13 protein-coding genes are annotated in these 13,765 nt (G+C 31.4%); 8 read left to right on the top strand and 5 right to left on the bottom strand.

Going from position 1 to position 13,765, the window contains the following annotated elements:
- Positions 1-126 precede the first annotated feature (126 nt).
- The 6 genes from ACY2IJ_RS08270 to ACY2IJ_RS08245 all read left to right on the top strand — a co-directional run bounded on the left by ACY2IJ_RS08270 (position 127) and on the right by ACY2IJ_RS08245 (position 7,558).
- Entirely contained in the window at positions 127-1,740 is a 1,614-nt protein-coding gene (locus tag ACY2IJ_RS08270) for a mechanosensitive ion channel family protein (protein ID WP_476723892.1), read from the top strand.
- A 439-nt stretch (positions 1,741-2,179) separates the two neighbouring features.
- A complete protein-coding gene (locus tag ACY2IJ_RS08265) occupies positions 2,180-2,794 on the top strand; it encodes a GNAT family N-acetyltransferase (protein ID WP_476723891.1) in 615 nt (204 codons plus the stop codon).
- Positions 2,795-2,988: 194 nt separating this feature from the next.
- Entirely contained in the window at positions 2,989-4,185 is a 1,197-nt protein-coding gene (gene argG, locus ACY2IJ_RS08260; RefSeq protein ID WP_476723890.1) for an argininosuccinate synthase, read from the top strand.
- A 125-nt stretch (positions 4,186-4,310) separates the two neighbouring features.
- Positions 4,311-5,288, top strand: a complete 978-nt coding sequence (argC, locus tag ACY2IJ_RS08255) for an N-acetyl-gamma-glutamyl-phosphate reductase (protein WP_476723889.1) — start codon at positions 4,311-4,313, stop codon at positions 5,286-5,288.
- 75 nt (positions 5,289-5,363) lie between these two features.
- The gene (locus ACY2IJ_RS08250) at positions 5,364-6,491 is read left to right on the top strand and encodes an aspartate aminotransferase family protein (RefSeq protein WP_476723888.1); all 1,128 of its coding nucleotides are present in this window, start codon (positions 5,364-5,366) and stop codon (positions 6,489-6,491) included.
- A 107-nt stretch (positions 6,492-6,598) separates the two neighbouring features.
- Positions 6,599-7,558: an N-acetylornithine carbamoyltransferase gene (locus tag ACY2IJ_RS08245; RefSeq protein WP_476723887.1), complete on the top strand. Its 960-nt coding sequence runs from the start codon at positions 6,599-6,601 to the stop codon at positions 7,556-7,558.
- A gap of 74 nt (positions 7,559-7,632) precedes the next feature.
- Here ACY2IJ_RS08245 and ACY2IJ_RS08240 read toward each other — a convergent pair whose 3' ends face one another.
- The 3 genes from ACY2IJ_RS08240 to ACY2IJ_RS08230 all read right to left on the bottom strand — a co-directional run bounded on the left by ACY2IJ_RS08240 (position 7,633) and on the right by ACY2IJ_RS08230 (position 10,184).
- The gene (locus tag ACY2IJ_RS08240; RefSeq protein WP_476723886.1) at positions 7,633-8,097 is read right to left on the bottom strand and encodes a hypothetical protein; all 465 of its coding nucleotides are present in this window, start codon (positions 8,095-8,097) and stop codon (positions 7,633-7,635) included.
- Between the two features lie 128 nt (positions 8,098-8,225).
- Positions 8,226-8,759 (bottom strand): hypothetical protein, encoded by a 534-nt coding sequence (locus ACY2IJ_RS08235; protein WP_476723885.1) that lies wholly within the window; start codon positions 8,757-8,759, stop codon positions 8,226-8,228.
- A 12-nt stretch (positions 8,760-8,771) separates the two neighbouring features.
- Entirely contained in the window at positions 8,772-10,184 is a 1,413-nt protein-coding gene (locus ACY2IJ_RS08230; RefSeq protein WP_476723884.1) for a hypothetical protein, read from the bottom strand.
- A 195-nt stretch (positions 10,185-10,379) separates the two neighbouring features.
- Between ACY2IJ_RS08230 and argB the strand changes: the two genes are divergently transcribed.
- Entirely contained in the window at positions 10,380-11,159 is a 780-nt protein-coding gene (gene argB / locus ACY2IJ_RS08225; RefSeq protein ID WP_476723883.1) for an acetylglutamate kinase, read from the top strand.
- 223 nt (positions 11,160-11,382) lie between these two features.
- A complete protein-coding gene (locus ACY2IJ_RS08220; RefSeq protein WP_476723882.1) occupies positions 11,383-12,444 on the top strand; it encodes a M20 family metallo-hydrolase in 1,062 nt (353 codons plus the stop codon).
- An 83-nt stretch (positions 12,445-12,527) separates the two neighbouring features.
- On the opposite strand, the gene ric is transcribed toward ACY2IJ_RS08220, so the two are convergent.
- Both ric and ACY2IJ_RS08210 read right to left on the bottom strand, forming a co-directional pair.
- On the bottom strand, positions 12,528-13,247 hold the full coding sequence (ric, locus tag ACY2IJ_RS08215; protein ID WP_476723881.1) for an iron-sulfur cluster repair di-iron protein: 720 nt from the start codon (positions 13,245-13,247) through the stop codon (positions 12,528-12,530).
- 50 nt (positions 13,248-13,297) lie between these two features.
- On the bottom strand, positions 13,298-13,732 hold the full coding sequence (locus ACY2IJ_RS08210) for an RrF2 family transcriptional regulator (RefSeq protein ID WP_476723880.1): 435 nt from the start codon (positions 13,730-13,732) through the stop codon (positions 13,298-13,300).
- Between the last annotated feature and the right edge of the window lie 33 nt (positions 13,733-13,765).

Genomic DNA, 13,765 nt, shown 5'->3' with positions numbered 1-13,765 from the left:
CATACTCAAGATAATTGATTAAAGATTTGGTTAGTTTAAAGCTCCTAGCATTATGTTAGGAGCTTTTTTTATTGTAATCAGAAGCAAATGGCTATTTTTGAATAGTTAAAAAAAGACCCATTGATTATGAAAAAAATAGTATTGTTTTTTTTGCTAGTAAGTACATCACTAATAGCCCAAAACGACGATGTAAAAGTAGATTTATCTAGTCCTTACAAAACCATTTTTACACATTTACATTTTTTACAGCCAGAAAGTTACAATCAAGAAAAAGCTGCAAAAACAGTTTATGGAGAATCTTTAGAAAAATCTATAGACATTGCTGTAAAAATTAAACAAGTTTTAGACGGAAAAGGCTTAAGGGTGGAAATGGATGAGTTGCCTACCAATCCAAAATATTTAGATACTATTTCTGGAGTAGAAATTAAAAGTAGGTATGTTTTGTTTCCTAAGCAATTGCCTCAGGTGTATTTAGAAAAAATTAACGGAAAATGGTATTATAGTCAAGAAACAAATCAGCAAATATTTGCAATCTATAAAAATGTATTCCCAGCCGGAACAGAATTCATTAAAAAAATAATACCCAATGCCGGGCATAAAGTGTTTTTAGGAATAGAATTGTGGCAATATGTTGGGATTTTTGTTTTTCTATGTATAGGGGGATTGTTGTTTTGGTTGTTAAACAAGGCTATCTTTTTTTTACTAAAAAGATTAGAAAATGTATTTATTCGCTTTTCACACGATTCTTTAAGTAAAACGTTAGATAAGTTGGCAAGACCATCGGCATTGTTAATTGTGTTTTACTTGGTAGAGTTATACATTCCTGTACTTCAGTTTCATATCAATATCAATTCTTTTTTAATCAAAGGATTAGAAATAGGACAAATTGTTTTATGGATTTACGTATTCCTAGAAATTGTAAGTGTGCTTATAGAGGTGTATGTTTCTTATACTTCTAAAACAGATAGTAAGTTAGATGATCAGTTAGCACCTATTTTAAGCAGACTACTTAAAGTAATTGTTGTTTTTGTAGGAATTTTAAAAATGCTAACCATTTTTGGAGTAAACACAACTACGGTAATTGCAGGGGCATCTATAGGAGGTTTGGCTGTTGCATTGGCATCTCAAGACACGGTTAAGAATTTAATAGGTACGTTTATGATTTTCTTAGACAAACCTTTTCAAATTGGAGATTGGATAGAAGGAGGTGGAGTAGAAGGAACTGTAGAAGAAGTTGGGTTTAGGTCTACAAGAATTAGAGCGGTAGATACCTCTATTTTTACCATTCCTAACAGTAAGTTGTCAGAAATTGTGATTAACAATAAAGGGCTGAGACAATATAGAAGGTATCAAACCAAATTGGGAATAAGATATGATACACCTCCAGAATTGATTGAAGCTTTTGTAGTGGGAGTTCGAAAAATTATAGAATTGCATCCAGAAACTTTAACAAAATCTTACAATGTTGAGTTTGTTGGTTTTGGAGATTCTGCTTTGGAAATTTTAGTAAACACTTATTTTTTATCCTTAGAGTGGGGAGTAGAGCAATCGTCTAAACATAGATTGCATATGACCATTTTAAAACTAGCTGCCGATTTGGGAGTAGATTTTGCCTTCCCATCTCAAACAGTTATGATTGAACAGTTTCCGGAAAAGAAAGAATTAAGTGGGGCTTACGATACAAACACAGAAAAAATTAATAATATTCTAAATCAAATTGAATCTAGTTTTAATAAGTAAGCTTTCTTTTTGCTTTATTTTTATGGATTTAATAAAAAAATATATTTATATTTGAATATGTTTGAAATAAATAGATTTTGTTTTGTTAAAGTCATTGTTTCATAATTAATTGATTTAATTATATTCATGTTGATTATTTTTTCGCTGTTGAGCTGGTTACTCAACAGCGATTTTTTTTTGCAATTGTTTTTTAGGAATCCTGTATAATTATTTTCTGTATATGAATTTATAATTGTATTTTTGCACCCTATTTTTATTAATAATTATGCATCAGGCAGTTAACATCATGTTTTTATACGCTACAGATTTTATCATCTGCAGCGCTGCTATTGTGTTTATTCGTAGGCGACGAATTAGGGAATAGCCTGTTGTTACAGGGTATTCAAACTTTTTCACTCTAATTTATATCAAACACGAAACAAAAAATTAAAACACAATAATGAAAATTATAACTGCTAATAAATCACACTTTAAATACGCTGATATTATTTGCGATACGATTGAAACTTCTGCAAGAGTTAGAGGTACAGGAATTGCAAAAAGAACTCCGGAGTATATAAAAAAAAAGCTAGAAAGTGGTGATGCAGTAATTGCTTTAGACGGCGTTAAATTTGCTGGTTTTTGCTATATAGAAACTTGGGAGAACAAATCTTATGTAGTTCATTCCGGGTTAATTGTACATCCAGATTATAGAAATCAAGGATTGGCAAAAAAAATCAAAACAAAAATCTTTAATCACTCAAAAGAAAAGTATCCAGATGCTAAAATATTTGGAATTACTACTGGTTTGGCAGTTATGAAAATTAACTACGAACTAGGTTATAAACCTGTTACTTTTTCTGAGTTAACTAGAGATGAAGCTTTTTGGAATGGATGTAGATCTTGTAAAAACTTTGATATTTTAGAACGTAACGAGCGTAAAATGTGTTTGTGTACAGGAATGTTACACGATCCAAAAGAAGTTGATCGCAAAAAAACCGTAAAAGAACCTAGTTTTGAGTTTAAAGCCAAGTTAGCGAAATTGAAAGATAAATTTTTTCATAAAAAAAGCTAAAAACTTGTTAAAAAAATCTAGTTCAAATCTGAATTAGTGTTTTCATTGGTTAATTTTTAATGTTTCATTCACATTCCGTATTTTTGCGGACTGAATATTAAATCATTACTGTTTAAGGTAAATTGGTCATCAATAGTAGTTAAGATAAATGGTTCTTGACGATGCTTGAATACCTATTAAAATATATAAATATCATGGATAAAGTAGTATTAGCATATAGTGGAGGTTTAGATACTTCGTATTGTGTAAAATATTTAATCAACGAATTAAAGCTAGAAGTACATTCGGTTTTGGTAAACACGGGTGGTTTTACCAAAGAAGAATTGGCTGCCGTTGAGAAAAAAGCTTATGAAATGGGAGTAACATCTCATGAAAATAAAGATATTTTAGAAAAATACTACGACAAAGCCATTAAATACATGGTGTATGGAAACGTATTAAAAAACAATACGTATCCGTTGTCTGTATCTGCAGAGCGTGTGTTTCAATCTATAGAGGTAGTAAAATATGCAAAATCTGTAGGAGCAAAATACATTGCCCATGGTTCTACTGGAGCAGGAAATGATCAAGTTCGTTTTGATATGATTTTCCAAACCATAGCACCAGAAATTGAAATTATTACGCCAATTCGTGATTTAAAATTATCTCGTCAAACTGAGATAGATTATTTAAAATCTCACGGGGTAGATATGAACTGGGAAAAATCTAAATATTCTATCAATAAAGGAATTTGGGGAACATCAGTAGGTGGAGTAGAAACGTTAAAGTCTCAAAAAGCATTGCCTAGCGAAGCATATCCAAGTCAATTAAAAAGAGAAGATGAAGAAGAGGTAACCTTAACTTTTGACAAAGGTCAGTTAGTGGCTTTTAATGGAGTGAAAGACACCCCAGTAAACAATATTTTAAAGTTAGAAGAAATTGCATCTGCTTTTGCTATTGGTAGAGATATTCACGTTGGAGATACCATTGTGGGAATTAAAGGACGTGTTGGTTTTGAAGCTGCTGCTGCAACGGTAATTATTAAAGCACACCATTTGTTAGAAAAGCATACGTTATCTAAAGCACAACAAATTACCAAAGAAGGATTGGGAACGACTTACGGAACCTTGTTTCACGATGGTCAGTATTTAGAACCTTTAATGCGTAACATAGAAAAGTTTTTAGAAGATTCTCAAAAAACAGTAAGTGGAGATGTGTATGTAACTTTACGTCCATATCACTTTGTAGTTACAGGAATTAATTCTGAATACGATTTAATGGCTTCTGGATTTGCAGATTACGGTGAAGAAAACAATGCTTGGTCTAGTCAAGATGCCAAAGGATTTATAAAAATATACGGTATGCAAAACAAAATCTTTTACCACGTAAATAAAAATTTGTTAGAGGCATAATTAAAAAGTTGTTCATAGAATAAATCGTTTTTTGTTCAATCGGTTTAACTAGAAACAAAAATGTTTAAAAGTTGTTAGGTAATCGAGCGTAGTCGAGATTGTATAACTTTAAAAACTAAAATGAAATGATAAAAGCAGGAATAGTAGGAGGAGCAGGATATACAGCAGGAGAATTGATTCGATTGATTATGAATCATCCTGAGTTAACGTTAGATTTTGTATACAGTACTTCTAATGCCGGAAACAAATTATACAAAGTACATGCAGACTTGTTAGGAGATACCGAGCAAGATTTTACAGATACCATTAACCCAGAGGTTGATGTGTTGTTTTTGTGCTTAGGACACGGAAATTCTACTACTTTTTTACAAAACAATACGTTTTCTGACAACACTAAAATTATTGATTTAAGTAACGACTTCCGTTTAAATGCCGATATGGTTTTTGAAGGGAAAGAGTTTGTGTACGGATTGCCAGAAGTTAGAAGAGAGGAAATTAAAAAAGCAAAATACATAGCCAATCCTGGTTGTTTTGCCACTTGTATTCAGTTTGCTTTGTTGCCTTTAGCAAAAGCTAAAAAATTAGGGAGTGATATTCACATCAACGCAACTACAGGAGCAACAGGAGCAGGAGTTTCGCCAAGTGCTACTTCTCACTTTCCTTGGAGAGATAATAATTTTTCTGTGTACAAACCTTTTACACACCAACATTTAGGGGAGATAGGAGAAACCTTAGAAGGATTGCAAGAAGGAAAAACAGGAGAATTGTTCTTTATTCCAAACAGAGGAAACTTTAGTCGTGGAATTTTTGCTTCTATTTATACTAAGTTCGATGGAACTTTAGAAGAAGCTAAAAAAATATATACAGATTATTATGCAGAGGCACCTTTTGTACACATTACGGATGCACCTGTAAATATGAAACAAGTAGTAAATACCAACAAATGTGCTATTTCTATTATCAAGCACGGAGATCAAATTTTAATTTACTCTGCTATTGATAATTTACTAAAAGGAGCTTCAGGACAAGCCATTCAGAACATGAATTTAATGTTTGGTTTTGAAGAAACTTTAGGTTTGAATTTAAAAGGAAGTGCATTCTAAAATAGTACAAAGTATACAGTACAAAGTAATAAGAATACTCTGTACTCTGTACTCAGTACTTAATACTAAGAAAAAATGAAATTATTTGACGTTTACCCATTATACAACGTAACTCCTGTAAAAGCACAAGGAGCTTATGTGTGGGACGATAAAGGAGATAAATATTTAGACTTATACGGAGGTCACGGTGTGATTTCTATTGGTCATACACATCCAACTTACAAAGTAGCTTTAGAAAATCAGTTGAGTAATATTGGTTTTTATTCTAATGCTATTCAAAATCCTTTACAGCAAGAATTGGCTGATAAATTAGGAGAATTGTCTGGTTGTGGAGAAGACTATGCTTTGTTTTTATGTTCTAGTGGAGCAGAAGCCAATGAAAATGCAATTAAAGTAGCATCGTTCTACAATCAAAAATCTAGAGTTATTGCGTTTCAAAACGGATTCCACGGACGTACTTCTGGAGCCGTTTCTATTACAGACAATCCAAAAATTATTGCTCCTATCAACGCACACAATCCGGTTACCATTTTACCGTTGAATGATATTGAGTTGGTAAAAGCAGAAATTGCCAAAGGAGATGTTTCTTCGGTAATTGTGGAACCTATCCAAGGAGTAGGAGGGTTAGATATGCCAACCACGGAGTTTTTACAAGAAGTAAGAAAAATTACACAAGAGAATAATGTATGTCTTATTCTAGATGAAGTACAATCTGGTTACGGACGTTCTGGTAAATTCTTTGCACATCAACACCATGGAGTAAAAGCAGATATAATTCCAATGGCAAAAGGAATGGGGAATGGTTTTCCTATTGGAGGTGTGTTAATTGCCAATCATATTGAGCCTTGGTACGGAATGTTAGGAACTACTTTTGGTGGTTCTCACTTGGCTTGTGCTGCGGGTATTGCAGTGTTAGATGTAATGAAGCAAGAAAAACTAATGCAAAATGTTGCAGAGGTAAACACATACTTTAAAGAAGTAGTAAAAGACCTTCCGGGTTTAAAGCAAGTAAAAGGAGAAGGACTAATGCTTGGATTGGAATTTAATTACGAAGTAGGAGAATTGCGAAAGAAATTAATTTACGATTATAAAATATTTACAGGAGGAGCTAACAACAAAAACTTGTTGCGTATTTTACCACCTTTAAATGTAACCAAAGCAGATATTGATGTGTTTGTGAAAGCACTGAAAGAATTATTATAAGATATTTATTATTAGTAATTTTACAGAGTTCTTGAGCAATCAAGAACTCTTTTTTGTTAAGAAGAAAGAAATAAACAATTACAAGATTCAAAGAATCCCATATTTATATGAAACATTACTTATCCATTCACGATTTACCAAGTATTAAAGACACGGTAAAAGAAGCGATTGAAATCAAAAAGAATCCATTAAAAGATCAGGCTTTAGGAAAAAACAAAACCATTGGTTTGTTGTTTTTTAACAACAGTTTGCGTACGCGTTTAAGTACTCAAAAAGCAGCATTAAACTTAGGAATGGAGCCTATTGTAATGAATTTTGGTTCGGAAGGATGGCAGTTAGAGTTTGAAGATGGTCGTATTATGGATCAGGGAAAATCAGAACATGTAAAAGAAGCAGCTGAGGTAATTTCTCAATATTGTGATGTGATTGCGATTCGTGCATTTGCAGGATTAGAAGACAAAGAAAAAGACGAAGCAGAAGAAGTATTGTCTGCTTTTGTAAAATATGCTACCGTGCCTATTTTAAACATGGAATCTTCCGTGGGGCATCCATTACAAGCCTTAGCAGATGCTATTACGATTGAGGAGCACAAACCTGCCAAAAAGAAATTAAAGGTAGTGTTGTCTTGGGCACCGCATCCACGAGCTTTGCCTCATGCAGTAGGAAATTCTTTTGCAGAAATGGCCTTGGCTCACGAAGATGATTTTGAAGTTGTGATTACTCATCCAAAAGGGTATGAATTAAACCCGGAAAGAACCAAAGGAGCTACTATTGAGTACGATCAAAAGAAAGCTTTTGAAGGAGCAGATTTTATTTACACCAAAAACTGGTCATCTTATAAAGATTACGGAAAAGTAGCAAACACAGATAGTTCTTGGATGATTACAGCTGATAAAATGGCCGTAACAAACAATGCAAAATTTATGCACTGTTTACCAGTTCGTAGAAATGTAATTGTGGCAGATGAGGTTATAGATTCTGAAAATTCAATCGTTATCAAACAAGCTAACAACAGAACGTATTCTGCACAAGTTGTATTAAAAAAGATATTAGAGAATTTAAAATAAGGTCATCGATAGGTGGTTACAGAACGTAGTCGAAGTATATTTGTTATATACCTCGACTATGTTTGTGTATCAATTTAATAAATGGAATTTTTGTTAATTTCCTTTAAAATTTTTTTTGCTAAATAGTGGGTGTTAAAATTACTTATAAAATTATTTTTTTTATCAGAAGATTCAACTTCTACAGCAAAGCATGAAAGGTTGTATATTAACTTTGAATTGGCTAAATCATAAATACGAATATTAAACTGAATCTCATTGGAACGAGTTTCATGAATTCCTATTTTTTGCTTCGTAATATTTTGGTTGAAAATGTTTTTAACGGAAGGCACAATGATATAATCATGTTTTGTTAGTTCTCTAATTATTTTAAGATCTTTTTTAGATAGCTTTTCTTTGATAGGAAAGGGAAAAACATATTGACCTTTGTTGTTCTTTAATGTCTCAATTTGCATTAATCGACCCTTTAAAAAAGAATTTAAAGGGTGATTTTTAAATAAGTTATCAGAATCAGTATTAATGATTTTTTGATTTGAAATCAACCATTTTCCTTGTCTAAAATCAATAGTTTTATTGTTACTATTATAATCAAAAGAAGTGTATATGTTTTTTTGAAAAAAACAGGAAATTAAACAATTAATGATTATTGTGTAGATGAATATTTTTTTTATTACCATCCTAAACCAAATCTTAAGTGAATATTGATTGAAGATTCGAAATTGTTAGTCTTAAAATTACGTTGAATACCAAGTCCAAAACCTGTTTCATAGTTTAGGGAATTGTTAATATTTCTTCTAATTCCCCAAGTGATATTACTTTTTAGAATATTGTTTAGGTTGTATTCTTCTCTTTGATTGTTTTTAATAATATTATCTAAATAATATTTAGTCTGAAGACTTATAAAATTAGCACTATTGTTTTTAATGTCTTTTCCTTTGATTTGTCTTTTCTTAATATTATAGTACCATTTAGGCTCAATAGTTATAGATGGATTTGCTATAAAAAAGTTTTTACCAAAACCAATATCTGTTCCTATTTCTGTTCTTAATACTGTATTGTGTATAAGTTGAGTTTCATTGTATGTCCATATTCCGTATACACCTATTTGACCTCCATAAATATTTTTTTCAACTTTGCTTTCTTGTGAGTAAGAAAGCAAAGTGAAAAAACATAAAATAAATGTAATTTTATTATAGTTTTTCATGATAATTTAAAATTAATTTGAACCAATAATTCTTTTACCGTACCACCTACCATTATATAAAGCTGCACCATAAATATCAAAACTTTTTATTTCTTGAATTGTTTTGTAATTTGAAAAAGAAAAATTACTAAAACTAAAATTACCTCCTAGGGTGTGAGAATATCCAATCATAAATCCTAAGTCTATATATTTTTTAATACTATTGTCGCCAGATTTAATATGTTTTATATTACCAATAGTATATAGTTGATTCCAACTATCTTGATTACGTATTTTAAAAGCTGGTTCAGATGTGTTTTTTAAGACATTAGATAGTTGCTTTATCCCATTTTTTAATTGCTGTTGAGCTAAATTATTAATGGATTTATATAAATCTATTTTTGTATAATCTAAATGAATTTCATTAAAAAGAGGGACTTTAAGATTGATGTTAATGATGTTGTTCGGGATATCTACATTTGCTGTATTTAAAGGAAAACTATATATTCTTTCTTTGGAGACTTCTTTACCATAAGAGTCATAATATCTATTATAATACTCAAATTGATATGTATCGTTACTCCAATCGTTGTTGAAGTTATATATAGATGGTTTTTTTCTAATAAGACTCATGTTGTTGATACCTAACTGGACTTTTGAAGGGTATGATTTTTCCCAAAAAGTCCATCTCCAAACTTTTCTTTTTTTCTGAAATCTAACCTCCATTCCAGTAGAGCTAAATAAAAGATAGTTGTTGTCCCAATATTTTATTTTAACTCTTCTATTGTTTGGTGTGTAAACATATGTTGTGTGATTAATTCCTATTTTTTTCTCCCATAAACTATTTCTTCTTTCCTCGTCATAATCTAAATTGGATGAGTTTTCAAATGTCATTTCACTATCATTACTAGTTCTCATAGATGTTAATGGATGCTTAGTCTCATTCTTAATCTCGCCTATTTGGCTGTAATCGGAAATTATATTATTTTGAAGATTAAGTTTAATAAAAGTTACATTATTTTTAGCCTCTTTAATTAAAGATTTTCTAGAATTATTATGGTCTACTATTGGTTGTATATATACACCTTCAGATGTGTAACGGTATAGTTTATTGTCAATTATTAATTCTCTATTTTTATTTAGTAAAACTTGAAAATTTGGATCAAGTATGATTGTTTCTTCAAAGACTATTTCATCTTCGTTGTTTAAATAGAATTTTTCAAGATATTTTAATCTTTCATCATCGTTTTCAAAATACGGCTTAAGTGGTATAAAGCCAGATTGTATATTAGGTTTTACATATTGATTATAATATTTCTCTGGAGTTAATAGTTTTATAGATTCTATTTCTTTAAGGAATTCATTTTTATTATTAAAAGAAATTTTGTTGTCTACAAATTGTAAGTTTTTTATACTTGATACTTTTGTAGGTTTACCTTCTATCAATTCATTGTTTTTAGAACAGGAGGTACTAAATAAAAAATGACTGAGTATTAGTAAATGTATAAGATACCACGTTCTTTGTTTCTTTGTTTCTTTGTTTCTTTGTTTCTTTGTTTCTTTGTTTTCATAACAATTTTAAATTTTAGTTAAAATTTTTTTCTACGAATATATAAATCAATTAATAATTTTACCATCAATATGAAAAAAAAACTAACCATCGTAAAAGTAGGAGGAAACGTAATTAACAATGCAGAGGCATTGGAAAGTTTTTTAACGGATTTTGCTGCTTTAGAAGGAAATAAAATATTGGTTCACGGAGGTGGAAAACGTGCTACTCAATTGGCAGGTGATTTAGGTATAGAAGCCAAAATGATCAACGGACGTAGAGTGACTGATGAAGCAACTATTGAAATTGTAACCATGGTGTATGCAGGTTTGTTAAACAAAAACATCGTAGCAACGTTGCAAAGTAAAAATTGTAATGCTTTAGGACTTTCTGGTGCAGATGGAAATTCTATTCAGGCTCACAAACGCAAGGTGGTAGATATAGATTACGGTTTTGCTGGTGATGTTGATGGCATCAACGCACAAAATATTGCTACGTTTATCAATGGTGGAATGACTCCTGTTTTTTGTGCCATTACGCACGATGGAAAAGGGCAGTTGTTAAACACCAATGCAGATACGATTGCAAGTACCATCGCTGTAGGAATGTCAGATTTATATGATGTTTCTTTGGTGTATACTTTTGAGAAAAATGGAGTGTTAACTTCTGTAGATGATGATGATTCTGTTATTACAGACATCAACTCAGAAAAATATGCACAGTTAAAAGCGGATGGAATTATTGCAGATGGAATGTTGCCTAAAATGGAAAACTGTTTCAATGCTTTAGGACAAGGAGTGTCAGAAGTAATTATAGGAAACCCAACGGTAATTAAAAATAAAAAACAATTGTTTACAACGTTGACTTTGTAAACTAGTTCTCGACTCCGCTCGAACACCTAGGTTGGTCATTGAGGGGAGTCGAGATGAAAATAGGATTTTATAAGCGATATATTAAAACATCTAACTGTAGAATTCATCGAACAGTTTGTTAGAGATTCGTTTTAGTATATGCAAATTAAGAACGGTATCTGTTTTTATATAAAATAATTAATTGAAAAAGATCATCGAGCGGAGTCGAGATGCAAAATATAGTATGATAGAAACACTACAAAAAGAAGCACTAGAATTATTACAAACCTTAATTCAAACCCAATCTTTTTCTAAAGAAGAAGAATCTACAGCCGAAATTTTATCAGCATGGTTAAAGGAAAGAGGAATTGAAGTAAAACGAGATTTGAATAATGTTTGGGCAACCAATAAATATTTTGACGAGAGCAAACCTACAATTTTATTAAACTCACATCACGATACGGTAAAACCAAATCAAGCATACACAAGAGATCCTTTTGAGGCCAAAATAGAAGGGGATAAATTATATGGTTTAGGTTCTAATGATGCTGGAGGATGCTTGGTAGGATTAATGTCTGCTTTTGTGTATTTCTACAATCAAGAAAATTTAAAATACAATTTTGTGTTGGCAGCCACTGCCGAGGAAGAAATTTCTGGTGAGAACGGAATTGCCTACATGCAAAACATCATGCCTAAAATAGATGTGGCCATTGTGGGAGAACCTACTTTGTTAGATTTGGCTATTGCAGAAAAAGGTTTGGTGGTTTTTGATGGAAAAGTTACGGGAACTCCTGGGCATGCAGCACACATTCCGAATCATCAAAATCCAATATTTAAGGCATTAAAAGATTTAGAGTGGATCAATTCTTATAAGTTTCCAAAAGTGTCTCCATTTTTAGGAGAGGTAAAAATGACGGTTTCTCAAATCAATGCAGGAAATCAACATAATGTGGTGCCTTCGGAATTAACTTTTGTGGTAGATTGTAGAGTAACCGATCAATATAGCAATGCGGAAATTGCAGAAATTATAGCAGAAAATACTGAGTGTGATGTTATTCCACGTTCTTTACGATTAAATTCATCATCTATAGATCCAAATCACGACATTGTAAAATCTGGAATTGCTTTAGGGAAGAAGACTTATGGTTCTCCAACTTTGTCAGATCAATGTAGGTTAACTTGCCAATCTGTAAAAGTAGGACCAGGAGATTCTTTACGTTCTCATTCAGCAGATGAATTTATTTACGTACAAGAAGTGTATGATGGAGTTGCTTTTTATATTGATTTATTAAGAGGTATAGTATAATTAATTAGGAATTATTTAAAAGCCCAAACATTTAATGTTTGGGCTTTTGTGTTTATAGTAAAAATTAATCATTGAGTGTTTGTCTAAACATACTCAATTTCTTTTTCTAGGGCTATGGCTTTTGGAAATAGAATGTTGTTTTCTAAATGGATATGCATATGCAAATCTTCTTCAAATTCTTTTAGCATGGCAAATACTACTTTGTATGTATTACAAGCTTCTTTAGGTGGTGTATAATCATTACTTAAAGCGGCTATTTTTCTAAAGCGTTCCCCTTCATTGTCGTGTTCGTGTTTCATACAATCAATCGGGTTTTCTAAAGTGTCAAAAAAAGGTTTTTCAATAGGATTTCCTTGAACCATGGCAATTTGTTTAGCAAATGGAAATACAATCGCTTCTTCCTTTTGCATGTGAGCGGTTAATTCTTCTGCAGAGGCTAAAAATAAATCTCTAATTTCTAACAATTCAGGATGATGTTGTCCGTGTACAGTAGCTACTTTTTTAAGGTATTGACTAATTTCTGGAATTTTAGCGACTACATATCGGTGATGTTTTTTCTGAATATAATCAGCTAACAAATCAAGATCCCAAGATTGAAAATCTGTAGTGTTATCAATATAAGAGTTGGGTAGATTGTTTAGTTCCTCTAGAATTTTTTGAACATTCAGTTTCTTTTTCTCACAAGCCTGTACAATGGTTCTGTCTCCATTACAGCAAAAATCAATTTTATGAGCTTTAAAAATGGAGGCTGTTCGGTAGTTTTGAGCTACCAATTCTCCTATAATTTGTTGTGCAGTTATCATAATGATTTTGTTTTAATTGGATGTTTTTATCCGATTTATATTTAAATTTTTTAAATCTTTAAATGAGTTAATCCTTCAGCTAAGCCTAAACTCAATTTCAGGATACTAGTATTCTCTAACATTTCTTTTAAATTGGTTCTTATGGCTTTAAATTCATGATGGATAGGACAAGGCTTGTCTTCGTTACATTGATGCAAGCCCAACCCACAACCACTATATATTTTAGGACCATCTATGGCAGTTACAATTTCTAATAGAGTTACATTCTTTTGTTTTTCAGCCTCTATTACATAACCTCCGCTGGCTCCTTTTATAGAAGTAATGATTTTACCTTTGGCTAAAGACTGTAATATTTTAGCAGTAAAAGCTTCGGGAGATGTAATGGCTTGTGCAATATCTTTTACACTACATCTTGCTCCTAAATTAGTTTGGTTGGCAATGTGTAACGTAGCTTTAATACCGTATTCGCAAGCTTTAGAAAACATACTTCTCTTTTTGTGTTGTACAAATATAAGAAT

The sequence above is a fragment of the Wenyingzhuangia gracilariae genome, from assembly GCF_056387575.1.
Note: the sequence above shows the minus strand (reverse complement) of the source record. Positions and strands in the feature narration are given on the sequence as shown.

Bases quoted from the DNA above. Each gene is read 5' to 3' on its own strand.
- ACY2IJ_RS08270 (WP_476723892.1), top strand. From the start codon at position 127: ATGAAAAAAATAGTATTGTTTTTTTTGCTAGTAAGTACATCACTAATA.
- ACY2IJ_RS08265 (WP_476723891.1), top strand. From the start codon at position 2,180: ATGAAAATTATAACTGCTAATAAATCACACTTTAAATACGCTGATATT.
- argG (WP_476723890.1), top strand. From the start codon at position 2,989: ATGGATAAAGTAGTATTAGCATATAGTGGAGGTTTAGATACTTCGTAT.
- argC (WP_476723889.1), top strand. From the start codon at position 4,311: ATGATAAAAGCAGGAATAGTAGGAGGAGCAGGATATACAGCAGGAGAA.
- ACY2IJ_RS08250 (WP_476723888.1), top strand. From the start codon at position 5,364: ATGAAATTATTTGACGTTTACCCATTATACAACGTAACTCCTGTAAAA.
- ACY2IJ_RS08245 (WP_476723887.1), top strand. From the start codon at position 6,599: ATGAAACATTACTTATCCATTCACGATTTACCAAGTATTAAAGACACG.
- ACY2IJ_RS08235 (WP_476723885.1), bottom strand. From the start codon at position 8,759: ATGAAAAACTATAATAAAATTACATTTATTTTATGTTTTTTCACTTTG.
- argB (WP_476723883.1), top strand. From the start codon at position 10,380: ATGAAAAAAAAACTAACCATCGTAAAAGTAGGAGGAAACGTAATTAAC.
- ACY2IJ_RS08220 (WP_476723882.1), top strand. From the start codon at position 11,383: ATGATAGAAACACTACAAAAAGAAGCACTAGAATTATTACAAACCTTA.
- ric (WP_476723881.1), bottom strand. From the start codon at position 13,247: ATGATAACTGCACAACAAATTATAGGAGAATTGGTAGCTCAAAACTAC.
- ACY2IJ_RS08210 (WP_476723880.1), bottom strand. From the start codon at position 13,732: ATGTTTTCTAAAGCTTGCGAATACGGTATTAAAGCTACGTTACACATT.